This is a genomic window from Methylosinus sp. PW1, assembly GCF_000745215.1.
Lineage (GTDB): Bacteria > Pseudomonadota > Alphaproteobacteria > Rhizobiales > Beijerinckiaceae > Methylosinus.
Genome location: NZ_JQNK01000002.1, coordinates 105,866 through 131,844 on the forward strand (window position 1 = coordinate 105,866; position 25,979 = coordinate 131,844).

Consider the following 25,979-nt stretch of genomic DNA (forward strand, 5'->3'; position numbering starts at 1 on the left):
CTCTAGAGCGGCGCCGGGGCCTCGGTCTCGCGCGCGGGCCTTCGGCGAAAGCCGCTCCAGCGAAATGCGCCTGCGCCGATGCGTGATCGCAGCGTATCTATGTAGAGAAACACCACCGGCGTCGTGTAGAGCGTCAACACTTGGCTCACCAGCAGACCGCCGACGATGGCGATGCCGAGCGGGCGACGCATCTCCGCGCCTTCGCCCGTGCCGAGCGCCAGCGGCAGCGCGCCGAACAAGGCGACGAGCGTGGTGATGAGAATGGGACGGAAGCGCGCGACGCAGGCCTCGCGGATCGCTTCCCTCGACGAGAGCCCGCGCCGCGTGGCCTCGAGCGCGAAATCGACGAGAATAATGGCGTTTTTCTTCACGACGCCGATGAGCAGCAGCACGCCGATCATGGCGATGATGCTGAGTTCCGCGCCGCAGCCGAGCAGAGCGAGAAAGGCGCCGACGCCGGCCGAGGGCAGGGTGGAGAGTATGGTCAGCGGGTGCAGGAAGCTCTCATAGAGAATGCCGAGAACGATATAGACCGCGGCCAGCGCCGCCGCGATCATGATCGGCTGATTGGCGAGCGCTTCCTGATAGCCGGCGGCGGTTCCGGCGAAGACGCCTTGCAGCGTCGCCGGCGCGCCGGCTTTCGCCATGGCTTCCCTGATCGCCTCGGCGGCGTCGCGCAGCGATTTTCCCGGCCCCAGATTGAAGGAGATGGTAATCGCGGCGAAATGGCCTTGATGATTGACCTGCAGCGGCGTGACGCCTTCGGCGAAATTCGAGAAGGATGAGAAGGGAACCATGGGCTGCGTCGCCATATTGACCGCGCTGCCCGGGCTGCCGAGATCGCGCGCCGAGAATATGCGGCTCGCCGCGCGCGGATTGGCGCCGATATAGAGATTGTCGAGCGCCGCCAACGTGTCGCGAAATTGCGGCGCCGATTCCATCACCACATGATATTGATTGAGCGGCTCGAAGATGGTCGACACCTGTCGCTGGCCGAAGGCGTCGTAGAGCGTGTTGTCGACAGCGCTCGTCGTGAGGCCGAGACGCGCCGCCTTGGCGCGATCGATCACGACATCGCTGCGCAGGCCTTTGTCCTGCTGATCCGAGCTCACGTCGAGGAGGGCGCCGCCGCGCCGCAGAATTTCGACGATGCGCGGCGCATAGAGCCGCAGATCGTCGAGCTCGTCGGCGAGCAGCGTATATTGGAACATTGCGTTGCTGGGCCTGCCGCCCATGCGTATGTCCTGCGCCGATTGCAGGAACATGCTCGCCCCGCTGATGCGCGCGAGCTTTGGCCGCAGCCGCGCCATGATCGCATCGGCCGAGACCTTGCGTTCCGCGAGCGGCTTCAAGGTGACGAGCAATTCGGCGACATTGATCGCGCCGCCGGGGCTGAAGCCGCCGCCTATGCTGCCGGTGGCCGAGGCTATGCCGGGATCGGAGGTGAGAATGGCGACGAATTTCTCGAGCTTTTCCTTCATCACCGGGAAGGAGACGCTCTGATCGGCGACGATCGCGCCGCGCATGCGTCCCGAATCCTGAATCGGGAAGAAGCCCTTCGGCACGCAATCGAAGAGATAGAAATTGAGCGCCATGGTCGCGAGCAGCACGGCGAGCGTCACGCGCGGGAAGCGCAGCGCGATATCCAGCGTGCGCACATAGGAGCGATGCAGCGCCGCAAAGGCGCTTTCGCTCCAGCGCAGCAGGAAGAAGCGCGGCGGGCCGGCGTGATCGCGCAGCACGCGCGAGCACAGCATGGGGGTCGCCGTCACCGAGAGGATGAGCGATACGAGAATTGCGACCGACAAGGTCATGGCGAATTCGCGCATCAGCCGACCGACGATGCCGCCCATGAACAGTATGGGCAGAAATACGGCGAGCAGCGACAGGCTCATGGAGACGAGCGTCGGAACCACCTCGCGCGCGCCCTCCAGCGCCGCGGCCCGCGCCGGCTGGCCCGCCTCTATGCGGCGCATGACATTCTCGACGACGACGATGGCGTCGTCGACGATGAATCCGGTGGCGATGGTGAGCGCCATCAGCGAGAGATTGTTGATGCTGTAATCGAGGAGATACATGGCGCCGAATGCGCCGATCAGCGACACGGGCACGCAGACGCTGGGCGCGATGGTGGCGCGGGCGTTCTTCAGCGACAGATAGACGATGAAGATAGCGAGAAATATGGTGACGATCAGCGTCAGGCCGATCTCGTGCAGCGAGGTGCGGATGGTCAGCGTGCGATCTTGCACGAGGGTCATCTCGACATCGGCGGGGAGCGCCGCGGCGAGCGGCGGCATCAGCCCTTTGATGCGATCGAGCACCTCGACGAAATTCGCGCCCGGCTGACGGAAAATCTGCACCTGCACGGCGGTGCGGCCGTTGCTCATGCCGAAATTGCGCAGATCCTCCACCGAATCCACGACCACGGCGATGTCGCGCAGCCGCACCGTCGCGCCATTGCGATAGGCGACGACGAGGCCCTCATAATCGGCGGCGCGCCGCGATTGATCATTGGCGTAGAGGGTGAGGCGGCGGTCGCCGACCTCTAGCGCGCCTTTGGGGCTGTTGTAATTGGCCGAGGCGAGCGCCGTGCGCACATCCTCGAGCGAGACGCCATGCTCGAACAGCGCGGGCGGATTCAGCTCCACCCGCACCGCGGGCAAGGAGGAGCCGCCGACCGTCACTTGGCCGACGCCGTCGAGCTGCGCGAATTTCTGCTGCAGCACATTGGCGGCGATCTCATAGAGCTGGCCGGAGCTCATCCGCTCCGAGAAGAGCGCGATGATCGCCACCGGCACTTCCGAAGGATTGGAGGTGCGGAAGGTCGGATTATTGCGCAAGGCCGCTGGCAGATCGGCGCGCGCCGCGGCGATCGCCGCCTGTATGTCGCGCTGCGCGCCGTCTATGTTGCGGTCGAGATCGAATTGCAGAGAGATGCGCGTCGAGCCGAGCGAGCTCGAGGAGGTCATTTCGGTGACGCCGGCGATTTGGCCGAGCTTCTTCTCCAGCGGCGTCGCCACCGAGGCCGCCATCGTCTCTGGACTGGCGCCTGGCATGGAGGCGGAAACGGAGATGACCGGAAAATCGATATTGGGGACCGGCGCCGTCGGCAGCAGGAAGAATGCGGAGACGCCGGCGAGCACCACGCCGAGCATCAGCAGGCTCGTCGCGACCGGCCGAGCGATCGCAGCCGCGGCGAGATTCATGCCGCCTCCCGGGCCGGGACGGGCGCCGGACGCGGCCGCAGAGATTTCGCCCAGAAGTCGAAGGCGAGATAGATCACCGGGGTCGTGTAGAGCGTGAGAATCTGGCTGAAGATCAGCCCGCCGACGATGGCGACGCCGAGCGGCTGGCGCAGCTCCGCGCCTTCGCCGGAGCCGAGCATCAAGGGCAGGGCGCCGAGCAGCGCCGCCATGGTCGTCATCAATATGGGGCGAAAGCGCAATATGCAGGCCTTGTAGATGGCCTCGCGCGGCGCGAGCCCGTCGTCGCGCTCCGCCTGCAGCGCGAAGTCGATCATCATGATCGCGTTCTTCTTGACGATGCCGATCAGCAGAATGACGCCGATGACTCCGATCACGGAGAAATCATCGCCCGCGAGCATCAAGGCGAGCAGCGCGCCAATGCCGGCGGAGGGCAAGGTCGAGAGGATCGTCACCGGATGAATATAGCTCTCATAGAGCACGCCGAGCACAATATAGACAGTGACGATGGCCGCGAGGATCAGCAGCAGCGTGCTCACCGATGAAGCGTTGAAGGCCTGCGTCGCGCCCTGGAACACGGTGATGACGCTCGCCGGCGTTTGAATTTCCGTCTGAGCGAGAGAAAGCGCCTCCATTGCCGCGCCGAGCGAGGCGCCGGGCGCGAGATTGAAGGAGATCGTCGTCGAGGGAAATTGCGCGAGATGATCGATGGAGAGCGGAGCGGTTATTTCTTTGATCTTCACGATGGAGGCGAGCGGCGTCTCCTGTCCGCCATTGGCGGGAATGCGCAGGCCGGCGAGCGTGTCGAGGCCGGATGTCGCGCGCTTCGTCGTCTCCAATATCACGCGATATTGATTGGTCTGCGTGAACAGAGTCGAGACGATGCGCTGGCCAAAGGCGTCATAGAGAATATTGTCGATCGTCGCGACGGAGATGCCGTAGCGGGCGGCGGCGTCGCGGTCGATCTCGACGAAAAGCGCGCGGCCGCCATCCTGCGCGCTCGACGACACGTCGCGAAATTGCGGCAGCAGGGAGAGCTTGTCGACGAGACGGCGGGAATAGTCGGAGAGCTCGGCCGGATTGGCGTCCTGCAGAGCGAAATGATATTCGCCGCGCGAGACGCCGGCGTCTATGGAGAGGTCTTGCGCCGGCTGCAGGAAGAGCGAGCCGATCGCATGAGCGCGCGCGGCGTCCTGCAGACGGCGCGTGACGGCGGAAATGGAGCCGCGCTCGGATTTCGGCTTCAGCTCGATGAGCAGGCGGGCGCTGTTGAGCGTGCGATTGACGCCGTCCACGCCGAGATAGGAGGAGACGCGCGAAACGGCGGGATCGGCGAGCAGAAGCTCGACGAGATCGAGCTGCTTGCGCGTCATCGCCTCATAGTTCAGCGATTGCCCGCCTTCGAAAAACCCTTGCACAAGCCCCGTGTCCTGCACGGGAAAGAAGCCCTTGCCGATGGCGGCGTAGAGCGCGCCGGTGAGCGCGAGCGTGGCGAGGAAGCTGACGAGCGTCGCGCGCGAATGGGCGAGCACGAAACGCAAAGTCGCGCCATAGACGTCGATCAGCCGATCGAACCAGCCGCCGGCGGAAGGCCCGTCATGCGAATGCATGTCATTGGCGCGCAGCAGCTTGGCGCTGAGCATGGGCGCGAGCGTCAGCGACACCACCGCCGAGATCACTATGGTGACGGCGAGCGTCACCGCGAATTCGCGGAACAGGCGGCCGACGACATCGCTCATGAACAGCAGCGGGATGAGCACGGCGATGAGCGAGATCGTCAGCGAGACGATGGTGAAGCCGATCTCGCGCGCGCCGATGAGCGCTGCGGAGAGCGGCGTCTCGCCCTTCTCAATGTAGCGGGAGATGTTCTCGATCATCACGATCGCGTCGTCGACGACGAAGCCGGTCGCGATGGTGAGCGCCATCAGCGTGAGGTTGTTGAGGCTGTAGCCGAGCAGATACATCGCCGCCAGCGCGCCGATGAGCGACAAAGGCACGGCGACGCTCGGAATGATCGTCGCGCGCGGGCTGCGCAGGAAGAGGAAGATGACCGCGACGACGAGCGCGATGGAGAAGAGCAGCTCGATCTCCACGTCATGAATCGAGGCGCGGATCGCCGTGGTGCGGTCGGTGAGTATGACGAGATCGATGGCCGCGGGCAGGGAGGCCGAGAGCGCCGGCAGCAGCGTCTTGATCTGATCGACGACGGCGATGACATTGGCGCCGGGCTGGCGCTGCACATTGACGATGATCGCCGGCTCGAGATCCGTCCAGGCGCCGAGCTCGCGATTCTCCGCGCCCGGCGTCACCTCGGCGACATCGGCGAGCCGCACCGGCCCGCCATTGCGATAGGCCACGACGAGGCCCTCATAATCCTTGGCGTTGCGGATCTGGTCATTGGCGTCGATCGCGAATTGCTGTGTGCGGCCGTCGATATTGCCCTTGGGAAGATTGACATTGGCGTTGGAGATGACGGAGCGCAAATCCTCGAGCGACAAGGCGTGGGCGGCGAGCTTGGACGGATTGGCCCGCACCACCACCGCCGGGCGATTGCCGCCGGAGACGCTGACGAGGCCGACGCCGGAGAGCTGCGATATCTTTTGCGCGATGCGGCTGTCGGCGAGATCCTGCACCTCGGTCAGCGGCAGCGTCTTGGAGCGCAGCGCGAGGGTGAGAACCGGCGCGTCGGCGGGATTGATCTTGGCGTAGATCGGCGGCGCCGGCAGGTCGGTCGGCAGAAAGCTCTGCGCGGCGTTGATCGCCGCCTGCACCTGCTGCTCGGCGAAATCCAGCGAGAGCTTCAAATTGAATTGCAGCGTGATGATCGAAGCGCCGCCGGAGCTCGTCGAGGCGATCTGCGTGAGGCCGGGCATTTGCCCCAGCTGGCGCTCGAGCGGCGCGGTGATGGTGGCCGCCATCACCTCCGGGCTGGCGCCGGGATAGAAGGTGCGCACCTCGATCGTCGGATAGTCGATCTGCGGCAGCGCCGAGACGGGCAGGAGGCGAAAGCCGATCGCGCCAGCGAGGAAGATCGCCGCCATCAGCAGAGTGGTGGCGACGGGGCGCTCGATGAAAGGGCGGGAAATATCGACGCTCATCTGCAGGCGCTCACGGCGCCGGGGCTTTTTCTGGACGACGCCCCTCGGCGGGAGGGGATTTCTTCTCCGCGCCCGGTCCGGCGGCGAGCGTCACCTTGGCGCCGTCGCGCAGCTTGTCCACGCCTTCCACCACCACGCGCTGTCCGGGCGTGAGGCCGCCCTCGATCACCGCGCGCTCGCCGTCGCTCGGGCCGATCCGAACCGGCTTCACGGAGACCTTGTCGTCGCTCTCCAGCACATAGACGAAAGGCCCTTTGGCGCCGCGCTGAATCGCCGGCGCCGGGGCGAGCGCGACATTGAGCAGCGTCTCCACCGTCAATTCGGCGTTGACGAATTGATTTGGGTAGAGCTTCTCGTCCTCATTGGAGAATTCGGCGCGCAGCTTCACCGTGCCGGAGGTCGCGTCGATCTGATTGTCGATCGCATAGAGAACGCCATGCGCGAGCGCCTGCGAATGCTCGTGATCATAGGCGACGACGGCAAGCGCCTCGCCGGAGCGAAAACGCTTCAGCACGCTCTGCAGCCTCACCTCCGGCAGAGTGAAGATCACCGTGATCGGCGAGAGCCGCGTCACCACGGCTATGCCGTTCTGATCATTGGTCTGCACGATATTGCCGGGGTCGACGAGACGCAGGCCGATGCGGCCGTCGATCGGCGCTGCGATATCGGCGTAGCTGAGATTCAATTTCGCCTGTCCGACCTGCGCGCGATCCATCTCGACGGCGGCGCGATATTGGCCGATGAGCGCGCGCTGCGTGTCGAGCTGCTGGCCGGAGACGGCGTCCTTCACCTTCGTGCGCAGCAGCTCATAGCGGGCGAGATCGCGCTCGGCGTTCTGCAGAAGCGCCTCGTCCTTCTGGAGCTGGGCCTGCGCCTGCGCCACGGCAAGATCGAAAGGCCGGGGGTCTATGCGCGCGAGAATGTCGCCGGCCTTGACAATCTGGCCCTCCTTGTAGCGAACCTCCACCAGCGGGCCGGAGACCTGCGCTTTCACCACCGATGTCGCGGAGGCGGTCACTGTGCCGAGGCCCGAGAAGACGACCGGAAAGTCCCCGCGCGTGATCTCCGCGACGGCGACGGCGATGGTCGGTCCGCGGCCGGGCGAGGGAGAAGCTGGCGTTTCGGCGGCCCAATAGCGCCATGCGCCTATCGCGACAGCGCCGACGAGCCCCGCGACGATCCAGCGAGTGAGGTTCCGACGCGGCAGCAAGCGTCTCGCCGCTCCGATGAAAGGAGGGGCCGCTTCGGTCAGATCGGAACTCATTGCGTCGAAACCCCCACGAGAATCGCATTGTGCGTCGGCGCGCGCCCAATGTTTTTGTCGTCGCGCCGATGATCCATTTTAAGCATATATGGAATATAGGAATAATCAATATATTCGGCGGCGCGCTCCCCGCCATTTGCGTCAGGCGGGGGCGCGGTCGAGGTCGATGAGATGTCCAGCCTTGTCGCGCTTGGCGGCCAAATAGCGGACATTATGGGTGTTTCGGCGCCCCATTATGCGCTGGTCGGCGACAACCTCGAGCCCTGCTTGCGTGAGCGCGTCGATCTTCTCGGGATTATTGGTGAGCAGCTGCACGCGGCGCGCGCCGAGCAGCTTCAGCATTTCGGCGGCGAAGGCGAAACGCCGCTGGTCTTTGTCGAAGCCGAGCGTCTCGTCGGCGTCATAGGTGTCGAAGCCGCGCGCTTGAAGGTCGTAGGCGCGAATCTTGTTGGCGAGCCCGTTGCCGCGGCCTTCCTGATCGAGATAGAGCAGCACGCCGCCGCCATTCTCGGTCATGAAGCGCGCCGTATAGCGCAATTGATCGCCGCAATCGCATTTGAGGCTGCCGAAGAGATCGCCGGTGAGGCAGGCCGAGTGCAGGCGCACATTGACGGCGCGCGCGAAATTCGGCTCGCCGATGACGATCGCCACCTGATCTCGCAATCCTTCGCCGCCGCGAAACACGATGAACTCGCTGTCTGGCGCGCCCTCGAGCGGCACGCGCGCGCGTGAGACGATCCGCAGAGCCGCGAGGCGTGTGGACTGGTAGGCGGCGACATTGGCGCTGGCGACCTCGAGCGGGCGGGCGAACCCCGCTTCGGCGCCCTCCGCGCCGGCGATGATCGCCGCGGGAAGCACTTGTGCGAGACGCATCAGCTCTACTGCGCATTCCTCGAGCGTGGACAGAGCGGCGGCGGGCGCATCGAGGCGCGCATCGGAATCGAAAGCGAGGGCGTGCGCCCGCGCGACGTCGAGCACGGGCATTGCGACGGCGCCGGCCTCGCGGCGCTGCGCGCCGAGGCGGCGCAAGCGCGGCGCCGAGAGGGCGAGGCGCGCGTCGGCGCGGCCGAGACGATCGAAGCTCTCGCAATAGAAGGAGTCGAGCGCCTCGGCGGCGAGAGCGAGAATGCGCTCTCCATTCTCATGCAGAATGATCGACCGTCCGGCGCGGATTTCGGCGATGGCGCGCTCGACTTCGATTTCCCCCGGGGCGTCGCGGAAACCCGGTCGAGAGGATGAGATTGTCACAATGCCTCCGGCGCTTTCTACATAAGCTCGACAGATATAGTTTTTCTTGTCCATCCGCCAAGTGCAATTTTTCGAGCAGAGCCGCGCCTGCGCATTCTCGGTCGGCGCCGCGCGGAAGCGCGACGCGCATATAGAAAAACACTTTAGAGCATGTCGTTCCGCGAGGCGGCGAGTCTCTTTCGGCGAGGCGCGAGGCAAATTCCTTCTTATGTGCAGAACTCGAGCGTTTTGCTATTTATCATAGCTGATAAGTGTGAATATAATGGCGGCATCGCAGCAAGACGGGAGCGTCCGATGGCCCGCGGCAGGCATCGCTTTTCGATCGAAACCCTTTTCGGAACGTCGTTTTTGCGCAGCGCCTGCGTGGGCGCTCTCGCGGCGGCGGCGGCCGGCGCCTCGGCGGAGCCCAGCGTCTATCCGACGGGCGCGACCATCTACGATCCTGCGCGCGCCTATAATTCTTATGTTCTCTTCGCCGGCGGCGACGATGTGACGAGGCTCGTCGATCTCACCGGCAAGGTCGTGCGCGAGTGGAAATATACGGGCCAGCCCGTTTCCTTCATCGATCCGGCGCTCGTTGAGGGCGCGCGCGGGCATATATTCGTCACGCTGGAGAGCGAGGAGGGCAGGGGAACCGATCTCACGCCCGGCCGCGCCCAGACGCGCGTGCGCAAGACGGTCGGCGAGGTCGATTGGGACGGCAAGCCCGTGTGGAGCTTCGGCTCCGCGGCGCCGGGCGGCGTCGCGCGCCAGCATCATGACATAACGCGCCTGCCCAATGGCAACACGCTGCTGCTCGCCAATATCTCCTATCCGCTTCCCGGCTTCGCAGCGCCGCAAGTTCTGGACGATGTCGCTTACGAGGCGAATCCAGACGGTGATATCGTGTGGACCTGGGCGGCTTCGGATCATATCGACGAGATCGGCTTCACGGCCGATGAGCTGAAGCTGATAAAGGGCTCGAAGAATCCGGACTATCTCCATGTCAATGATCTGAAGCCCGTCGGCCCCAATCATTGGTATGACGAGGGCGATGCGCGTTTTGCGCCGGACAATCTCATCTTCGACTCACGCAACGGCAATTTCATCGCCATCGTCGATCGCAAGACGCGCAAGATCGTCTGGACGCTGGGGCCGCATTTCCCGCCGGTGTCGGAGGATGGAACGACGACATCGCGCAAGGTTCCGCGGCCAGTCGATCAAATCTCCGGCCAGCATGACGCGCATATAATTCCCAAGGGTCTGCCCGGCGCCGGCAATCTTCTCGTCTTCGACAATCAGGGCGAGGCCGGCTATCCGCGCGCTTCCGTCACCTTCACGGGCGGCTCGCGCGTGCTGGAGATCGATCCGGTCACTAAGCAGATCGTCTGGCAATATACCGGCGCGAGCTCCGGCAACCCCGGCTGGACCTTCCGCAGCACGCATATCAGCAATGCGCGGCGCCTGCCCAATGGCAATACATTCATCGACGAAGGTCAGATCGGGCGCTTCTTCCAGGTGACGCCCGAGGGCGAGATCGTCTGGGAATATCTCAATCCCTATCCGCGGCGCGGCAAGGACGCTCAGACGGGAAGGCCGACGCTCAATTACAGCGTCTATCGCGCGCAGCCCGTGCCTTACGACTGGGCGCCGGAGGGGACGCCGCATGCGGAGGCGGCCATAGCGCCGCCGGAGAACGCAGGCTTTCGCGTGACATCCAAATGAGACCGCGCATTATCTGGGAGAATCCCGTGACGTCGCCGCAAAGCGAGAGACGCATCGCCCGCATCATCGTCGAAGGGCATGTGCAGAATGTCGGCTATCGCGTCTTTGTCGCCCGCGAGGCCGGGCGGCTGCATCTCGCCGGCTGGGTCCGCAATCGCGCCGACGGCTCGGTGGAGACGCTGATCGCCGGTCACGCGGTTGTCGTCGACGAGTTTCTCGCTCTCGCGGCGAAAGGGCCAGCGACAGCGCGCATCGATTCCTATCGTGTCGACGAGGCCGACGCTCACGCGCTCGCGGAAGGCGGCGGCGAGAGCGGTTTCGTCGCCGCGCCGGCGGCGTGACGCCCCCTTCGGTCCGCCAGCCGAGAGTCCGCGAGCAGAAGACGCGGCCATTTCCCCCGCATCGGCGCGTCACGACGCGCTGATGAAAATCTGCGCCACCCGAAGAAGAGAGAGGTTCTCATGTCGATACGCAGTTTCAAGACGCTCGCCGGTTTAGGACTGACGGCGTCGGTCTTTGCGGGAGCGGCGCACGCCGCCTCGCTGCAGGAGGCGGCGACGCTCGCCTCCGCCGCCAGCGTCAAAACGCTGGAATTCGCCGGCGCCGGCCATTGGCATCAGTTCGGCCAGGCCCCGATTCCCGGCGGCGATTGGCCGAAGTTCGACGTCTCCGCCTATAGCGCGGCGATCGACTTCGACAAGGCTGCCGAGCGCGTGCTCATCACCCGCTCGCAGACGCCCGACGGCCGCGCCCGTCCCGCTCCCGTCGAGCAGAAGCTCGAATGGTCCATCGTCGGCGACAAGGCTTGGAATGTCGCGCCGCCGCAGGGCGCGGCTCCGGGCGCCGCTCCGGTGGCGACGCCGGCTCCGGCCGCAGTGGACGAGCGCGTCGCCGAAATCTGGGCGACGCCGCAGGGCTTTCTGAAAGCCGCTCTCGCCAATAATGCGAAATCGGAGACCGCCGGCTCCGGCGTCGAGGTCTCCTTCGCCATTGGCGCACGCCGCTTCGTCGGCACGATCGGAGCCGATAATCATGTGTCGGCGATCAAGACCTGGGTCGACACGCCGGTGCTGGGCGACACGCTGATCGAGACGCATTTCTCGGGCTATAAGGATTTCGGCGGGCTGCATTTCCCGGCCGAGATTCATCGCAGCGAAGGCGGCCACGAGATTCTGCATGTCAATGTCGCTTCGGCCAAGGCCAACGGCGCCGTCGACATTGCGGTTCCCGCCAATGTCGCGAGCGCGACCGCGCCCGTCGTCACCGTGGCGTCCGAGAAGCTCGCCGATGGCGTCTTCTATCTCACCGGCGGCACGCACCACAGCCTCGCGGTTGAAGAGAAGGACCATGTGGTGCTGATCGAGGCGCCGCTCAGCGAGGAGCGTTCGATCGCGCTGCTCCAGAAGATCGGCGAGATCATTCCCGGCAAGCCGGTGAAATATGTGGTCAACAGCCATGTGCATTTCGACCATTCGGGCGGTCTGCGCACTTTCGTCGACGCCGGCGCGACCATTGTGACGCAGGACATCAGCAAGGCCTATTACGAGAAGGCCTGGGCCGCGCCGCATACGCTGCGTCCCGATCGTCTCGCGGCCTCGAAGAAGGCGGCGAAGTTCGAGACCTATGAGCATAAGCACGCGCTCGGCGACCTGCATGCGATCGAGATTCATCACATCGCCGGCAGCGGCCATTCGGATGATCTCGCGCTCGTCTATCTGCCGAAGGAGAAGCTGGTGATCGAGGCCGACGCCTATACGCCGGCCGCGGTCGGCGCGCCGCCGCCGGCGACGCCCAATCCGTTCTCGGTCAATCTCTACGACAATATTCAGAAGCTCCATCTCGATGTCGAGCGCATCGCCGGCCTGCATGGGCGCGTCGCGACCATCGACGAGCTGCGCGCGGCGATCGGCCTGAAAAAAGCCGCCGCCAATTGATCGAGAGGGCTCCGGCGGCGCGCTCTGGCGCCGTTGGAGCCCGCTCCGAGCAGGAAGAGACGCCGGGCCTATTGGCCCGGCGTCTTTCGTTTCATTCAGCCCATTCCGGCAGTCTTCAAAATCGTTCGTGCATCGACGAGAGCGGCTTCGACGCCCTCGTTTCTGTCGAGCGCTTCGACGAGCTGCTTGAGGCAATCGATCGCCGTCGGCTCGAAGAGGCGCTTGGTCGTCAGATTCTGCTCGCGCGATTCTTCGACGGCGCGCAGGATCGCGCGGACATGGCGCAACTTATCCGCTAGCGGCTCGGCGTTCACCGGCTTCGCCGCCCCGTCGTCGGAATGGAGAGGAGGCTGACGTCGTTGGGCGCGCTCCTGCTTCGGATCATAATTGATCGATGGATCGTTTTTCTTGTTCATCGTCTATTTCACTGTGTCATTTTGGCGCGGTGATCGAGAGCTTCACAACGTAAGACTCTCAATGTATTGAAGATACGCAATATTTTTACAGGGATAGAGGGTTTGCCCATTTCAAAATGAAACGTGCGCTCGATCCTGTTTACCTTAACGCAATCGTTATGCCTCCAAATCCCACGAATGGAGGAAATATCGAAAATTACGCGAAATCAAAGACGCGAGGCGTCCCGATCGACTGCGCCGTTTTGCGACATGCACGAATAATTTGCAATTTATGGTTGTGTAATGTCAGTATTTGCGCGCGGCGTTTGGCCGTCTGCTCGCCGATAATTTTTCCGGCGCGCCGCGAGCGACGATGCGGCGACCACGCTCGTGACAGCGTCGAAAGGCCGCGCATAGATTGCGCGTCTTTCGGATTATAGCGGAGCCGGGCCGGGCGCTGCGAAAGGCGTGTCCTATGCAGAAAATCTACAGCAAGGAGATCGTCGCCGCCCGCAAGGCGGCGCTCACGGAGGCGATCGTCGCGCTGAAGGCGCGCGGCGTCACGCCCAAGCTCGCCGCCGTCGTCTGCTCTTCCGATCCGGCGGCGCTGAGCTATGTCGCCGTCAAGCGCAAGCATGCGGAGGAAGTCGGCGCCGCTTTCGAGGGCGTCGATCTCTCACATGCCGGCTCCTATGCCGATATAGCCGCGCATATGCGTGACCTCTGCGCGCGCCCGGATATTCACGGCGTCATCGTGGTTATGTCCTCCAAGCCCGAATTCGACGAGATCGACGTGACCAATCTCATTCCCGCGAGCAAGGACGCGGATGGGCTCTCCGTCGGCAATCTCGGCGCGCTGCTGCAGAATGGGCCGCATCAGCGCTTCATCGCGCCCGCGACGCCGCGCGCCTGCATCGCCATGGCGGAGACGCAAGGGCCGCTCGCCGGCAAGACGGTCGCCGTCATCGGCCGCGGCCGCACCGTCGGCAAGCCGCTCGCCAATATGCTGGTCAACGCCGGCGCCACAGTGACGATCTGCCATTCGGCGACGCCGGACATTCCGAAATTCTCGCGCGCGGCCGATATCGTCTTCGTGGCGACGGGCCGTCCGCATTTCTTCGGTCGCGATTATTTTGCGGATGGGCAGCTCGTCGTCGACGCCGGCGTCGGCTTCATCGACGGCAAGCTCGCCGGCGATGTGGATGCGGCCGCGCTCGAGGGGCTGGACATTCGCCTCACCGCGGTTCCCGGTGGAGTAGGGCCGCTGACCTCGGTTCTCATTCTGGAAAATCTCCTGTCGCTGATCGCCCATGCCGAGGCGGCGCATCGTCTGTGAGCGATTGCGACAATCGGTCCGCTGTTTTTAGCGAAATTATGCGCCACATTGATATTCGTGGCGCCGGCCCTGCGATCCCGCCCGGGAGCTTACGGTAGATCTCCGAGGCTCGAAGGTGCGCATCCGGGAGAGCAGGGGGCGTCGCCATGTGGGCGTTGGTCCGCAACTTGCGTGTCGCGGCGGGAAGCTTCTTGAAACGAGGGCGATCCCGATGGCGTTCACCTTTATCTGCAACACCAGCGCCGTGAGCGAAGGGGCCATGGGCCTGTTTCAGGCCGGCCGCAAGAGCGTTCTGCTGGTCTGGCCGGCCGGCGGCGAGCTGAAGGCTTTTCGCGGCCGCTGTCCACATGCCGACATGCCGCTCAATGAAGCCAGTTTCGACGGCAAGACCGTGCTCTGCAATTATCACAATTGGGGCTTCGACGGCGTCAACGGCAAATGCGTGACGCATCTCGTCCGCAACGCCCTGCATCCTTACGAGCTGAAGATAGAGGGCGACGAGATCCAGGTCGATCTCGGTCCGGCCAAGGTCGCGCGCGCGCCGGCGTGAGCCGCCGCCCGGCATTTTGGCAGGGTTGTTGCTTCTAATTCTGAAACAGGAGCGATAGCCGTGACCGAGACGCGAAGCATCACGACCGAGAAAGATTTCGAGCATCCGGTCGACGCAGTCTGGCGCGCCATGACGGATTCGGAATGGCTCGCCGTCTGGTTTTTCCCCAATGACATCCGGCCCGAGGTCGGACATTCCTTCACCATCTGGAGCCGCCCGATCGAGCGTTGGGACGGCGAGTTCCAATGCAAGGTGCTCGAGGTCGTCCCCGGCGAGAAGCTCAGTTTCCGCTGGAAGGGCGGCCATGAGGAGCTCAAGGGATTCGGTCACTATATGGATGTGACCGTCACCTGGACGATCTCCGCTCTGCCCGATGGCGGCACGCATTTCCACTTCATCCAGGAGGGGATCTCCACCGAGCCGACCTCCGACGCGCTCTATGACATCATGCTCAAAGGCGCGGACAGCGTGATGCGCAGCCTCGCCAAGCGCATCCCCGATCTCCTCGAGCACGAGCCCTGATCTTCGAGACGGCCTCGTCCCCGTCAGGCCCGCGTTGAATGTGACTGCGTGATCGCGGCGCCCTGAACGATGCGACGCCGCCGGGGCAGAGGCTCCGGCGGCGCCGTCGTCTGTCGATGACTTGCGCGCGGCTATGGCGCGGCGCTGCGTCAAAGCTTAAAAAGCCGGGCGCTCGTCTCGCGCGCATCGACGAACCGGAGGGCAAATGGAGGAGATCGCCGCATCCATCGGCAATTACGTCGGCATTTCGGCGCCGACCGCCCGTCTCGCGATCGGTCATATTTTCGCGTTTCTGGAGAAGCGCGACGCCGCCATAGGCGCGGAGCTGATCGCGCGCGTTCCCGGCGGGCGCGAGACGGTCGAGGCGGCGCTCGCGGCGCCGCGCCGCGGCCTGCTCGGGCTGGCGCTCGGCGGCCTCGGGGCTCTGGTCGGAAAAAATCAAAAGGACGTGGTCGAGCTGACCTCGCGGCTGACCAGCATGGGGCTCTCCGCCGCGCAGCTGCAGATGCTCGCCAAAGCGGTCTTCGTGCTCGCCGAGCAGGCGGTCGGCCGACCCAAGCTGCAGACCATCACCGATACGATTCCGGGCTTCTCGAAATTTCTCTGGCCGAACGGCTGACGGAGCCGCTCGCCGCTCGTCGCGTCCTGGCGGGCGCTGGCGCAGTGGCCGCAGAGCCGGCGGCCGCAGCCTCCTGTCGGGGCGGCGTCGAGCCTGTGGCCGTCAGATCGATATCTTCGCGCTCGGCCTTTTGCAGAGGCGAAGCCGGCTGCAATCCCGCCGGCTGCAATCCCGCCTGCCGAATCGTCGGCCTGGTCTCCTCGGCGGCGATCGTGGCCGGCTCGGTCCGCGTCGCGTCGAGATAGGCGCGTCCGGCGAAGGGCGGCGCAGCGAGCGTCGCGACGACGAGGACGGCGCGTGCGAATGGCGATTTGCGCGGCGCCGCGGGCTCGCTGTCGCGCGCGGCCGAGCGCGCCGCCAGAACGAGATCGCTGGCGGTTTGCGGCGTCGCGGCCTTACGATATCTGGCTCCGTCCGCGCGATAATTGCGGCCGACATGAAAGCGCATGGAAATTCAGTCCTGTTTGGTCTGGCAATGGTTGCGGAGCTTAAGGGACCAATGGTTAATTTTGATTCACCGTGAGACGCGCCGCCGGCGCCCCTACAGGCCGAGGCGTCCGGCCTTATATGACCGCTCGACCCACATGACGCTGGAGCGGCGACGCGATGACGGCAGGAGACGCCCCGCAGAGCGTCGAGCTATCGATTTGCGATCGGGAGCCGATCCACACGCCGGGGGCGATCCAGCCACATGGCGTGCTTCTGGCCCTCGATCCAGACGATATGCGTATCGACCAGATCGCCGGCGACACGCAGGCGCTGCTCGGCGCCTCGCATAGCGCTCTGCTCGGCCAGAATTTGGAGGCGCGGCTCGGCGCGGTCGCGGCGACGCGGCTGACGCGCCTCGTCGCCGACGAGGGGCCGCGCTCCTGCCTCGCCTTCGAGACCGAGGCGAGCGGCGGCGCGGCCGCGCTCGAGGGCGTCGTCCATATAGGCGATCGGGTGATCCTCATCGAGCTGGAGCCGCGGCGCGCCGACGTCGAGCGTGATCCGCTCGGGCTCGTGCAGAACATGCTCTCCGCGACGGCGCCGGCCGAGACCATAGAGGCCTATGCCGAGGCGATAACTCGAGAGACGGCGAAGGCCACGGGCTTCGACCATGTGATGGTCTATCGCTTTTTGCCGGACGGCTCGGGAAGCGTCATCGCCGAGACGGCGGCGGAGAGTTGCGATTCCTATCTCGGTCTGCGCTTTCCCGCCTCCGACATTCCGCAGCAGGCGCGCAAGCTCTATGTGACCAATTGGCTGCGCCTCATACCGGACGCGCGCTACACGCCGGCGCCGATAGAGCCGGCGCTCTCGCGCTCCACCGGCCGCCCGCTCGATCTCAGCTACAGCATGTTGCGCAGCGTCTCGCCTGTGCATTTGCGCTATCTCGCCAATATGGGCGTGCGCGCCTCCATGTCCTTGTCGATCGTCGTCGGCGGCAAGCTGTTCGGCCTCGTCGCCTGCCATCATCGCACGCCGCATTTTCTCGATTTGCGCCGTCGCGCCGCTTGCGAGCTGTTCGCGCAGATGATCTCGCTCGAGTTTCAGAGCCGCCTCGACGGTGAGACGTCAAAGCGGCGCATGCGCGCGGGTGAGGTGCAGAGCCGTCTCGTCGGCGCCATGTCCGGCCGTGGCGATCTCGCCGGCGCGCTGCTCGGCGGGCAGCCCAATCTGCTCGATCTGATCGAGGCCGACGGCTGCGCGGTCTGCGTCGAGGGCGAATGCGCGACGCTCGGCCGCGCGCCTTCCGTCGCGCAGATCGGCGCGCTGGTCGGCTGGATTCACGAGCATGCGCAGCAGGGCGTGCTCTCGACCGATCGCCTGCCGCTCTCCTATGCGCCGGCGGAGGCCTATCGCGACGTCGCCTCCGGCGTTCTCGCCATCGGCGTCTCGCGCGCGCCGAAGGATTATGTGCTGTTTTTCCGCGGCGAGCTGCGGCAGGTCGTGCGCTGGGCGGGAAATCCCGCCAAGGCGGTGGAGGCGGATGGCGAGACGCTGACGCCGCGCGCCTCCTTCGAGGCCTGGGAAGAGACTGTGCGCCTGCAATCGCGCGCCTGGAGCGACACGGAGATAGAAATCGCGCGGTCGCTGCGCTCGGCTATCCTCGAGGTCTTCGTTCATGCGCTCGATCTCGCCGTGCGCGAGCGGCAGGCGGCGCAGGCGCGTCAGGATTTTCTGATGGCCGAGCTCGAGCATCGCGTGAAGAACACGCTGTCGGTGATCCAATCGCTGGTGCGCTTCACGGCGCGCTCCTCCGCTTCGCTCGAGGAGTTCAACGCGACATTGCAGAGCCGGCTGCTGACGATGGCGCGCGTGCAAAATCTGCTGACGCAGAGCCGATGGGAAGGACTGTCGATCCGCGCCATCGTCGAGGACGAGCTCGCGCCCTTTCGCCAAGCGGAGACGAACGTCTGCCACATCAGCGGCGAGCCGATCGCCTTGAAGCCCAAGGCGGCGCTCGCCGTCAGCATGGCGATTCACGAGCTCGCCACCAACGCCGCCAAATATGGCGCGCTCTCTGCGCCGGGCGGCGTGGTGCGCGTCGATTGGCGCCGTCGCCGCGAGAAGGGCGAGGAGCGCGTCGAGCTGATCTGGAAGGAGAGCAAAGGCCCGAAGGTCGTTCCGCCGGAGCGCTCCGGCTTCGGCCGCATGCTGATCGAGCGCACGCTGGCGATCGATCTCGGCGGCGCGGCGGAGCTGAGCTTCGCGGCGAGCGGCGTCGAATGCCGCCTGCGCATTCCCGTCTCGCAGATCGCCTTCGCCAAGGGGCCGCGCGAGAGCGAGAAGCGGCCGCCGCGCGGCGACGGCGACGCGGAGCCGACCCCGCGAGCCCTGTCGCATCGGCGCGTTCTGCTGGTCGAGGACGCCGCTCTCGTCGCGATCTCCGTCCGCGAGCTGCTGGAGGAATGGGGCATGGAGATCGCGCATAGCTGCGCCACGGTCTGGGACGGCTTGCGCGCGGCGCTGCGGCCCGATTTCGACGTCGCTCTGCTCGATATAGATCTCGACGGCGAGCCGGTATGGCCGGTCGCCGACGCGCTGGCGCAGGCGCATGTTCCTTTCGTCTTCACCACGGGCTTCGAGAGTCGCATCGTGACGCCTGCGCGCTTCGCCGGCCGTCCCGTCGTCGCCAAGCCCTATGCGTCGGAGGAGCTGGTCGGCGCGCTCTCGCGCGCAATGTCGCAAGACGCCTCGACAAGCGCGGCCTCGCGGCCGCGGGCGTCGCGCGCGTGAGCGTCGCGGGCGAGATCGTATCACCGGCGCGCACGGCGCTGCGCAGCGCGACGCGGGCGGCGCATCTGCGGCTGCATGCGCATCCGACGTTGGCGGCGCTCGCCGCGGGGACGATCGCAGCGCCGCAATATTCGCGCCTGCTCGGGCGGCTCTATGGATTTCATCTGCCTTTCGAGCGCGCGCTGATCGAGGCCGCGCTCGGCCATGGCGTCGATCTGCGCATCGGCGCCCGCGCGCATCTTTTGACGCGCGATCTTCTCGATCTCGGCGCGAGCGGCGAATTCATCGCGCGTCTGCCCATGGCGGAGGCGCCGGCGCTGAGCGAGCCGGGCGAATGGCTCGGCGCGCTCTATGTGCGCGAAGGATCGAGCCTCGGCGCGGCCTTTCTCGCCGCCGCGCTCGATCCGCTGCTCGGCGCCGGCTGCGCGCGCGGCCGGCGGTTCTTCTCCGGCGGCGAGACGGAGGATTGGCGTCTCTGCTGCGCGGCGCTGGAGGCGGGCGCGGCGCGCGGCCTGCTGCCAGCGATGATTCATGGCGCGCAGGCGAGCTTTCACGCGCTCGAGCATTGGCTCGCCGATCACGAATAGGCGCGGCTCATTGCGCCACGACGGCGACGATGCGCGCCGGCCCGCCGGTGCCGCCGGAAATCTTCATCGGCAGAGCGAAGACCACCGCGCCGGTCGCCGGCAATTTGTCGAGATTGTCGAGATTCTCGAGCCCGGCGGCGTCGGCGCCGGCGACGATGCGATGCACAAGAAAATCCTGCGACGGGCCATGGTCCACGCTCGCCGTGTCTATGCCGATGAGCTTGGCGCGGCGATCGACGACGAGCAGCGCCGCCGCCTGCGCGCCATAGCCGGGGAAATGCAGATGTGTGGCGTCGCCGGGCGCATCATCGCCGAGATAGGCCTTGCGGTCGCTCCAGCGCGCGCTCCAGCCGGTGCGCAGCAGCACGATGGCGCCTTGCGGAATGCGCCCATGCGCGTCCTCCCATTCGGCGATGTCTTCCGGCGTCAGCAAGTAATCGGGATCGGCGGCGGCCTTGGCGCTCACATCGATGACGAAGGCCGGCCCGACGAAGCGATCGACCGGAATTTCGGCGTTCGTCCAATGGCCGCGCGCGAAATGCAACGGCGCGTCGAGGTGGGTGCCGCCATGCTCGGGCGAGCAGAAGCTGTTCGCCGCATAGAAATAGCCGCGCTCGGTGAGGCCATTATGCAGCGATTTGAGCTCGAAGCCGGAGGGCGAGGTCGGCCAATAAATGGTCTTGGCGTCGAAGGGATGGGTGAGATCGACGATGGTCGATTTGGAGAGATCGAGGCTCTGGCCGAAGGCCGGCGCCGCGATCAGGGATGAGAAAATTGCGGCCAGAGCGAAGCCGCGGATCGGGTGATGCGCCATCGATCGATCTCCTCGTGAAAGAGGAGCGATCCTGCCATGCGCGAAAGCTCCGGCTCAATCGTGTGGAGGCCGGAGCGATCCCGTCAGGGCTCCAGGCTGCGCCAGCGGAACAGCAGGCCGGCTGTCAGCCCGCCGAGCAGCGGAGCCGCGAAGAACAGCCACAGCTGCTCCAGCGCCTTGCCGCCGACGAACACCGCCGGGCCGAGCGAGCGCGCCGGATTGACCGACGTGCCGGTCACGCGAATGAGCGCGATATGGATGACGACGAGGGCGAGGCCGATGGCCACGCCCGCCGAGGCGGTGCCGCCATTGGTCGAGGTCGCGCCGAGGATGACGACGAGAAACAGGAATGTGCCGACGAATTCCGCCAGAAAGGCCGAGGCCGTCGAAATATTGCTCCAGCCATTCTGACCGAGGCCGGCGGCGGCGACGTCATATCCGCCTTCGCGGCCTTTCAATATCGCATAGAGGATCGCCGCGCCGGCGATGGCGCCGAGACATTGCGCGATGATGTAGCCGATCAGATTGAACGTCGAGAGCCGTCCCGCGGACCAGACGCCGATCGAGACCGCCGGATTGATGTGGCAGCCCGAGACCGGGCCTATGCCATAAGCGAAGGCGGTTACGGTGAGGCCGAAGGCGAAGGCGATGGGCAGCACGGCGAGCGGGCCGATCCCTTGCGTCGAGCCCAGCACGCCGCCGAGCTCGCCCAGCGTCACCGAGCCGCATCCGAGCAGCACCAGAGCGCCTGCGCCGATCGCCTCGGCGACATATTTCTTGATTGTCATTTCCGCACCTGTCGTTTCGTGAAAATTCAATCCGCATCTTGCAAAAGTCGGATCGTCGTCGAAAATCAGCATCGGCGATGAACCGGCAATGAATAATCGCGCGGCGCTCGATGGGAGGAAACGGAATGTCGGGCTCTTCGTCCGCTCTGACGCATTCGCTCGATGTTTCGGCTTCGGCGCAGGGGCCGCTTTCGGGCGCGCGCTTCGTCGTCAAGGAGAACATAGACGTCGAGGGCCTCGTCTCCGCCAATGGCCAGCCGATATGGGCCGCGACTCACGCGGCCGCGGCGATGAATGCGCCCGTCGTCGATCGGCTGCTCGCCTGCGGCGCGCGGCTCGTCGGCAAGGCGCATATGGACGAGATGGCCTATAGTCTGCTCGGCGCCAACGCCCATTACGGAACGCCGAAAAATCCCGCCGCGCCGGATCGCCATCCGGGCGGCTCCTCCTCTGGCTCGGCTTCCGCCGTCGCCGCTGGGCTCGCCGATTTCGCGCTCGGCACGGATACGGCCGGCTCCTGCCGCGCGCCGGCGGCCTTTTGCGGAATTTACGGATTTCGCTCCTCGCATGGCGCGATCAGCGTGAATGGCGTCGTTCCGCTCGCCGCCTCGCTCGACGTCATCGGCTGGTTCGCGCGCGATATAGATCTCATGGCGCGGGTCGGCGATGCGCTGCTGCCGCGCGATCTCACGCAAGGCGCATTCGAGGAGGCCGTCTTCCTCGATGAGGCTTTCGCGCAATGCGACGCCGAGACCGCCGCCGCCATGGCCCCGGCGCGCGCCATCGTCGCGCAAGGATTTTCCGAGCGAGACGCGGCGCTCGGCGAAGAGTTCTGGACCGAGTCGCTGCGTCATTTCCGCAATCTCCAAGCCTTTGAGGCCTGGGGCGCGCATGGCGCTTGGATCGCGGCGGAACATCCGCAATTCGGCCCCGGCATTGCAGAGCGCTTCGACATGGCGTCGAAAGTGACGCCTGCCGCCAAAGCCGAGGCCGACGCTTTTCGTCGCGACGCGCGCGCGCGCGTCGCCGAGATGTTCGGCGAGAACAGCCTCATCGTCGTTCCGACGACGCCTTTCGCCTCGCCGCGGCTGGACGAAAGCGAGGACGAGCTCGACGCCAAGCGCTATCGGATGTTCCGCACGTTTCTCTTCGCGAGCTTCTTCGGCCTGCCGCAGATCAGCGTTCCGCTTTCGCGGCCCGCGGGCGCGCCGCCGCTCGGGATTTCGCTGATCGGCCCGCGCTGGTCGGACCGTCGGCTGATCGCCGCGGCGCGGGGGCTTGTCGAGCTTCTGTAGCCTTTTCCGCCAGCACATTGTCGACGCCCCAGCGGAACAAGAGCGCCAGAACCGGCTCCAGTGAGCGGCCGCGCTCGGTGAGGCTGTATTCGACGCGCGGCGGCACTTCCGCATAGACATGGCGCGAGATCATGCGATCGCGCTCGAGATCGCGCAATTGCTGGGTGAGCGTGCGCTGCGTGATCGTTTTCAGCAGCCGCTGCAATTCGGAAAAGCGCTTGGTTCCATCGGCGAGACGAAACAGGATCGACGGCTTCCACTTGCCGCCGATGATATCCATCGCGCCCTCGATCGGGCATTCGTCATATTCTACGTGCCGCTGCTTGCGCATGTGACGGTGCTCCCAATTTCTCGCCGAGGGCGGCGTTTCCACCTCCCCCTCGAGGGGGGAGGTCGAGCGCGAATGCGCTCGGGAGGGGGTGACGCCCCGAGTCTTCGCCGTTGAACCCCACCCCGTCCGGCTATCGCCGGCCGACCCTCCCCCTATAGGGGAGGGTGGATGCGCCCTCCATTCGACGTTAGTATCATTTATTGCCGTATCGACATAGCATGTCAGTATAGGCGATATTTCTGCGTACTTCACCAATACGATGCGCTTCGCTAGCTTGCCTCTCGTCTTCGACGAATGAGGAGCGCGACACGCTATGACCAACGCAATTTCTCCCGAGCTCTATTGGACCGTGCTGACCGCCGGCCTCGCCTCGGTCTTGTGGATTCCCTATATTCTGCAGCGCATATTGGAGCTGGGGCCGATCGCGACATTCAGCGATCCTCGGCATGAGGTCGCGACCAAGGCGCCATGGGCGCTGCGCGCCAAAAACGCTCACACGAATATGATCGAAAATCTCGTCGTCTTCGCTGTGCTCGCATTGGCGATTCAGATCGTCGGCGGCGGCACGTCGGCGACGGCGCTGGCGGCGCTCTTGTTCTTCGCCTCGCGCGCCGCGCATTATGTCGTCTACACGCTCGGCCTGCCATGGCTGCGCACGCCGATGTTCCTCATCGGCTTCTTCTGTCAGCTCACGCTGCTCTTCGCCATTCTGGCGCGTGGGTGATTGTGGACGATGCGAGCTTGAAGGCTCGCGGTCCGGCGCGCGCCCTGGGACCGCGAGCCTTCAGGCTCGCTCGCTTCGGCGGTCAATCCGATCCATGCTCCACCGACAGCAGCTTCAAAATGCGCTTCGACAGTGAATCCCGCACGGCGCGATAAGAATCCAAAATCGTCTCGCGCGAGCCGCTGGTCGCGGTGGCGTCGAGCGTCGGCCAATAGACGACGTCGACCGCCATTGTGCGCGTGAACTCCAGCGCCTTGTGATGCGACTCCGGCGACAAGGTCACGATGAGATCGAAGTTGGAATCTTCCAAATCCTCGAATGTGTGCGGCTTGTGGCGGGAGATGTCGACGCCGAGCTCGTCCATCGCGGCGATGGCGAAAGGATCGGGCTCGCCGCGCTTCAGGCCGGCGGAGGCGAAATAGATCTCGCGGCCGAAATAATGTCGCCCCAGCGCCTCGGCCATGGGCGAGCGCACGGCGTTCTGCGTGCAGGCGAACAGCACGGCGCTCGGCCGTGATACGGGTCCGCCTTCGTCCGGCATGGGCTCAGCCCTTCCAGTGCAGGGCCGTGACCAGCGTGAAGAGGCGGCGCGCAGTGTCCGTGTCGCAGTCGATCTTGCCCTTCAGCCGTTCGGCGAGCAGGGCCGCGCCTTCATTGTGCAGCCCGCGCCGGCCCATGTCGATCGCCTCGATCCGGCTCGGCGTCGCGGTGCGGATCGCGGCGTAATAGGTCTCGCAAACGAGAAAATAGTCTTTCAGCAGGCGCTTGAAGGGCGTCAGCGATAAAATATGCGTGACGATGGTGGCGCCGGCCTCGTCGCGGACGTCGAAGACGAGCTTGGCGTCATGCAGGGCGATGACGAGGGCGTAAGGCCCGCCGTCATGCCCTTCCAGCGCGAAGCTGTTGTCCTCGATGAGATCATAGATGGCGATGGCGCGCTCATGCTCCTGATCCGCGGTGCCGCGCCCGATGGATGCCTCATCGAGCGTGACGGAGATCAGCCGCTTGGTCGCGCTCGTCGCCACCTCACGCCCCGCGCTGATCGAGGCGCACGGCCACAGAGCGCGCATGCGCCTGCAGCCGCTCGGCGTCGCCGAGAGCGACGGCGGCGGGGCCGATCGCCTTCAGCGAGGCGGCGTCGCACTTCAAGATCGACGTGCGCTTCACGAAATCCAGCACGCTGAGGCCCGACGAGAAGCGCGCCGAGCGCGCCGTCGGCAGAACGTGATTGGAGCCGCCGACATAATCGCCGATCGCCTCCGGCGTATAGGCGCCGATAAAGATCGCGCCGGCGTTGCGCACCTTGGCGGCCAATTCCTCGGCGTCTTCCGAGACGATCTCCAAATGCTCGGCCGCGATGCGGTCGGCGAGCGGAATGGAAGCGGCGAGGCTCTTGGTCACGATGATCGCGCCATAGTCGCGCCAGCTCTTGGAGGCGATCTCGAAGCGCGACAGCGTCGCCAGCTGGCGCTCGACGGCGGCGGCGGCGGCGTCGGCGAAGGCGGGATCGTCGGTGATGAGGATCGACTGCGCCGATTCGTCGTGCTCCGCCTGGGCGAGCAGATCGATCGCCACCCAATCGGGATTGGCGGTCTTGTCGGCGAGCACGAGAATTTCCGAAGGGCCGGCGATCATGTCTATGCCGACGAGGCCGAAGACGCGGCGCTTGGCGGCGGCCACCCAGGCGTTGCCGGGGCCGACGATCTTGGCCACGGGGCGAATGGTCTTTGTGCCATAGGCGAGCGCCGCGACGGCCTGCGCGCCGCCGACGCGATAGACCTCGTCGACGCCGGCGCGCTTGGCGGCGGCCAGCACGAGCGGGTCGATCACCCCATGCGGGGCGGGGACCACCATCACCAGCCGATCGACGCCCGCCACCTTGGCCGGCACGGCGTTCATCAGCACGGAGGAGGGGTAGGAGGCGGTGCCGCCCGGCACATAGAGGCCGACCGATTCGAGCGCGCTCCAGCGCCAGCCGAGCTCGACGCCGGCCTCGTCCTTATAGCGCAGGTCCTGCGGCCGCTGGCGCTCGTGGAAGGCTTTGATGCGGGCGTGGGCGAGGTCGAGCGCTTCGAGCGTCTCCTTCGGGACCTTGGCCTCTGCCGCGTCGATCTCGGCTTTCGTCAGCGCTATGCCGGTCTGCGCGAGGTCGATATGGTCGAAGCGCTTGGAATAGTCGATCAGCGCCGCGTCGCCGCGGGCGGCCACATCCTCGATAATGCCGCGGACGGTGTCGTCGACGTCCTGGGCGGCCTCGCGCTTCGTCGCCAGCAGCGCGGTGAAGCGCTCCTCGAAATCCGCCGCCGACGCATCCAATCGCCAAGTCATGTTCTTCTCCAACCGGT

23 protein-coding genes are annotated in these 25,979 nt (G+C 65.5%); 11 read left to right on the forward strand and 12 right to left on the reverse strand.

Translation table 11 applies throughout. The annotated features are described in order from the left end of the window. Positions 1 to 2 precede the first annotated feature (2 nt). From K369_RS00955 to ribA, 4 genes are all read right to left on the reverse strand, one after another. Positions 3 to 3,206 carry an efflux RND transporter permease subunit gene (locus K369_RS00955; protein WP_036286510.1) on the reverse strand — a complete coding sequence of 1,068 codons (3,204 nt, stop codon included), beginning with the start codon at positions 3,204 to 3,206 and terminating at the stop codon, positions 3 to 5. Then, positions 3,203 to 6,301 carry an efflux RND transporter permease subunit gene (locus tag K369_RS00960; RefSeq protein WP_036286514.1) on the reverse strand — a complete coding sequence of 1,033 codons (3,099 nt, stop codon included), beginning with the start codon at positions 6,299 to 6,301 and terminating at the stop codon, positions 3,203 to 3,205. Before K369_RS00960 ends, K369_RS00955 begins: the two co-directional genes overlap by 4 nt. A 10-nt stretch (positions 6,302 to 6,311) precedes the next feature. Further along, positions 6,312 to 7,565, reverse strand: coding sequence for an efflux RND transporter periplasmic adaptor subunit (locus tag K369_RS00965; protein WP_036286516.1), 1,254 nt, complete (start codon positions 7,563 to 7,565; stop codon positions 6,312 to 6,314). 141 nt (positions 7,566 to 7,706) lie between these two features. After that, positions 7,707 to 8,813 (reverse strand): GTP cyclohydrolase II RibA, encoded by a 1,107-nt coding sequence (gene ribA, locus K369_RS00970; RefSeq protein ID WP_245278045.1) that lies wholly within the window; start codon positions 8,811 to 8,813, stop codon positions 7,707 to 7,709. A 294-nt stretch (positions 8,814 to 9,107) separates the two neighbouring features. Between ribA and K369_RS00975 the strand changes: the two genes are divergently transcribed. From K369_RS00975 to K369_RS00985, 3 genes are all read left to right on the forward strand, one after another. Next, positions 9,108 to 10,517 carry an aryl-sulfate sulfotransferase gene (locus K369_RS00975; RefSeq protein ID WP_198032987.1) on the forward strand — a complete coding sequence of 470 codons (1,410 nt, stop codon included), beginning with the start codon at positions 9,108 to 9,110 and terminating at the stop codon, positions 10,515 to 10,517. A 26-nt stretch (positions 10,518 to 10,543) separates the two neighbouring features. Then, entirely contained in the window at positions 10,544 to 10,858 is a 315-nt protein-coding gene (locus tag K369_RS00980; RefSeq protein ID WP_036287437.1) for an acylphosphatase, read from the forward strand. A gap of 120 nt (positions 10,859 to 10,978) precedes the next feature. After that, a complete protein-coding gene (locus K369_RS00985) occupies positions 10,979 to 12,451 on the forward strand; it encodes an MBL fold metallo-hydrolase (protein ID WP_036286520.1) in 1,473 nt (490 codons plus the stop codon). Positions 12,452 to 12,546: 95 nt separating this feature from the next. On the opposite strand, the gene K369_RS00990 is transcribed toward K369_RS00985, so the two are convergent. Beyond that, on the reverse strand, positions 12,547 to 12,867 hold the full coding sequence (locus tag K369_RS00990; protein WP_036286522.1) for a hypothetical protein: 321 nt from the start codon (positions 12,865 to 12,867) through the stop codon (positions 12,547 to 12,549). A 454-nt stretch (positions 12,868 to 13,321) separates the two neighbouring features. On the opposite strand from K369_RS00990, the gene K369_RS00995 reads away from it, so the two are divergent. The 4 genes from K369_RS00995 to K369_RS01010 all read left to right on the forward strand — a co-directional run bounded on the left by K369_RS00995 (position 13,322) and on the right by K369_RS01010 (position 15,873). Further along, positions 13,322 to 14,182 (forward strand): bifunctional 5,10-methylenetetrahydrofolate dehydrogenase/5,10-methenyltetrahydrofolate cyclohydrolase, encoded by an 861-nt coding sequence (locus tag K369_RS00995; RefSeq protein WP_036286524.1) that lies wholly within the window; start codon positions 13,322 to 13,324, stop codon positions 14,180 to 14,182. A 211-nt stretch (positions 14,183 to 14,393) separates the two neighbouring features. Beyond that, positions 14,394 to 14,732 (forward strand): Rieske 2Fe-2S domain-containing protein, encoded by a 339-nt coding sequence (locus K369_RS01000; RefSeq protein WP_018265927.1) that lies wholly within the window; start codon positions 14,394 to 14,396, stop codon positions 14,730 to 14,732. 60 nt (positions 14,733 to 14,792) lie between these two features. Further along, positions 14,793 to 15,254 (forward strand): SRPBCC domain-containing protein, encoded by a 462-nt coding sequence (locus K369_RS01005; protein ID WP_018265926.1) that lies wholly within the window; start codon positions 14,793 to 14,795, stop codon positions 15,252 to 15,254. Positions 15,255 to 15,459: 205 nt separating this feature from the next. After that, positions 15,460 to 15,873, forward strand: a complete 414-nt coding sequence (locus K369_RS01010; protein WP_036286533.1) for a hypothetical protein — start codon at positions 15,460 to 15,462, stop codon at positions 15,871 to 15,873. On the opposite strand, the gene K369_RS01015 is transcribed toward K369_RS01010, so the two are convergent. Beyond that, the gene (locus K369_RS01015) at positions 15,824 to 16,321 is read right to left on the reverse strand and encodes a hypothetical protein (protein ID WP_036286537.1); all 498 of its coding nucleotides are present in this window, start codon (positions 16,319 to 16,321) and stop codon (positions 15,824 to 15,826) included. The two genes, K369_RS01010 and K369_RS01015, sit on opposite strands and share 50 nt — an antisense overlap. Positions 16,322 to 16,479: 158 nt before the next feature. On the opposite strand from K369_RS01015, the gene K369_RS01020 reads away from it, so the two are divergent. Together K369_RS01020 and K369_RS24330 are read left to right on the forward strand one after the other, a co-directional pair. Further along, positions 16,480 to 19,095, forward strand: a complete 2,616-nt coding sequence (locus K369_RS01020) for an HWE histidine kinase domain-containing protein (RefSeq protein WP_036286539.1) — start codon at positions 16,480 to 16,482, stop codon at positions 19,093 to 19,095. Then, positions 19,092 to 19,682, forward strand: a complete 591-nt coding sequence (locus K369_RS24330) for a biliverdin-producing heme oxygenase (RefSeq protein ID WP_051948663.1) — start codon at positions 19,092 to 19,094, stop codon at positions 19,680 to 19,682. Before K369_RS01020 ends, K369_RS24330 begins: the two co-directional genes overlap by 4 nt. Before the next feature lie 7 nt (positions 19,683 to 19,689). Here K369_RS24330 and K369_RS01030 read toward each other — a convergent pair whose 3' ends face one another. Together K369_RS01030 and K369_RS01035 are read right to left on the reverse strand one after the other, a co-directional pair. Beyond that, positions 19,690 to 20,496, reverse strand: a complete 807-nt coding sequence (locus K369_RS01030; protein WP_051948665.1) for a cyclase family protein — start codon at positions 20,494 to 20,496, stop codon at positions 19,690 to 19,692. A gap of 83 nt (positions 20,497 to 20,579) precedes the next feature. Next, positions 20,580 to 21,278, reverse strand: coding sequence for an aquaporin (locus K369_RS01035; protein WP_036287447.1), 699 nt, complete (start codon positions 21,276 to 21,278; stop codon positions 20,580 to 20,582). Between the two features lie 131 nt (positions 21,279 to 21,409). On the opposite strand from K369_RS01035, the gene K369_RS01040 reads away from it, so the two are divergent. Further along, a complete protein-coding gene (locus K369_RS01040; RefSeq protein ID WP_036286543.1) occupies positions 21,410 to 22,579 on the forward strand; it encodes an amidase in 1,170 nt (389 codons plus the stop codon). Here K369_RS01040 and K369_RS25115 read toward each other — a convergent pair. Then, positions 22,461 to 22,910: a helix-turn-helix domain-containing protein gene (locus tag K369_RS25115; protein ID WP_156967630.1), complete on the reverse strand. Its 450-nt coding sequence runs from the start codon at positions 22,908 to 22,910 to the stop codon at positions 22,461 to 22,463. The genes K369_RS01040 and K369_RS25115 overlap by 119 nt on opposite strands. Before the next feature lie 313 nt (positions 22,911 to 23,223). Here K369_RS25115 and K369_RS01050 point away from each other — a divergent pair, with 313 nt between their 5' ends. Next, a complete protein-coding gene (locus tag K369_RS01050; RefSeq protein WP_051948666.1) occupies positions 23,224 to 23,634 on the forward strand; it encodes an MAPEG family protein in 411 nt (136 codons plus the stop codon). Positions 23,635 to 23,716: 82 nt separating this feature from the next. On the opposite strand, the gene K369_RS01055 is transcribed toward K369_RS01050, so the two are convergent. The 3 genes from K369_RS01055 to hisD are packed head-to-tail and all read right to left on the reverse strand — an operon-like array spanning position 23,717 to position 25,962. Continuing rightward, positions 23,717 to 24,175 (reverse strand): low molecular weight phosphatase family protein, encoded by a 459-nt coding sequence (locus K369_RS01055; RefSeq protein WP_036286549.1) that lies wholly within the window; start codon positions 24,173 to 24,175, stop codon positions 23,717 to 23,719. Positions 24,176 to 24,179: 4 nt separating this feature from the next. Next, positions 24,180 to 24,704: a UPF0262 family protein gene (locus tag K369_RS01060; RefSeq protein WP_018265915.1), complete on the reverse strand. Its 525-nt coding sequence runs from the start codon at positions 24,702 to 24,704 to the stop codon at positions 24,180 to 24,182. Further along, a complete protein-coding gene (gene hisD / locus K369_RS01065; RefSeq protein WP_036287455.1) occupies positions 24,661 to 25,962 on the reverse strand; it encodes a histidinol dehydrogenase in 1,302 nt (433 codons plus the stop codon). Before hisD ends, K369_RS01060 begins: the two co-directional genes overlap by 44 nt. Between the last annotated feature and the right edge of the window lie 17 nt (positions 25,963 to 25,979).

Coding starts and splice junctions, on each gene's coding strand:
- K369_RS01040 (WP_036286543.1), top strand. CDS start 21,410: ATGTCGGGCTCTTCGTCCGCTCTGACGCATTCGCTCGATGTTTCGGCT.
- K369_RS00995 (WP_036286524.1), top strand. CDS start 13,322: ATGCAGAAAATCTACAGCAAGGAGATCGTCGCCGCCCGCAAGGCGGCG.
- K369_RS01015 (WP_036286537.1), bottom strand. CDS start 16,321: ATGCGCTTTCATGTCGGCCGCAATTATCGCGCGGACGGAGCCAGATAT.
- K369_RS01000 (WP_018265927.1), top strand. CDS start 14,394: ATGGCGTTCACCTTTATCTGCAACACCAGCGCCGTGAGCGAAGGGGCC.
- K369_RS01060 (WP_018265915.1), bottom strand. CDS start 24,704: ATGCGCGCTCTGTGGCCGTGCGCCTCGATCAGCGCGGGGCGTGAGGTG.
- K369_RS00990 (WP_036286522.1), bottom strand. CDS start 12,867: ATGAACAAGAAAAACGATCCATCGATCAATTATGATCCGAAGCAGGAG.
- K369_RS00965 (WP_036286516.1), bottom strand. CDS start 7,565: ATGAGTTCCGATCTGACCGAAGCGGCCCCTCCTTTCATCGGAGCGGCG.
- hisD (WP_036287455.1), bottom strand. CDS start 25,962: ATGACTTGGCGATTGGATGCGTCGGCGGCGGATTTCGAGGAGCGCTTC.
- K369_RS01020 (WP_036286539.1), top strand. CDS start 16,480: ATGACGGCAGGAGACGCCCCGCAGAGCGTCGAGCTATCGATTTGCGAT.
- K369_RS00955 (WP_036286510.1), bottom strand. CDS start 3,206: ATGAATCTCGCCGCGGCTGCGATCGCTCGGCCGGTCGCGACGAGCCTG.
- K369_RS00985 (WP_036286520.1), top strand. CDS start 10,979: ATGTCGATACGCAGTTTCAAGACGCTCGCCGGTTTAGGACTGACGGCG.
- K369_RS25115 (WP_156967630.1), bottom strand. CDS start 22,910: ATGCGCAAGCAGCGGCACGTAGAATATGACGAATGCCCGATCGAGGGC.
- K369_RS01050 (WP_051948666.1), top strand. CDS start 23,224: ATGACCAACGCAATTTCTCCCGAGCTCTATTGGACCGTGCTGACCGCC.
- K369_RS01030 (WP_051948665.1), bottom strand. CDS start 20,496: ATGGCGCATCACCCGATCCGCGGCTTCGCTCTGGCCGCAATTTTCTCA.
- K369_RS01055 (WP_036286549.1), bottom strand. CDS start 24,175: ATGCCGGACGAAGGCGGACCCGTATCACGGCCGAGCGCCGTGCTGTTC.
- K369_RS00975 (WP_198032987.1), top strand. CDS start 9,108: ATGGCCCGCGGCAGGCATCGCTTTTCGATCGAAACCCTTTTCGGAACG.
- K369_RS01010 (WP_036286533.1), top strand. CDS start 15,460: ATGGAGGAGATCGCCGCATCCATCGGCAATTACGTCGGCATTTCGGCG.
- K369_RS00960 (WP_036286514.1), bottom strand. CDS start 6,301: ATGAGCGTCGATATTTCCCGCCCTTTCATCGAGCGCCCCGTCGCCACC.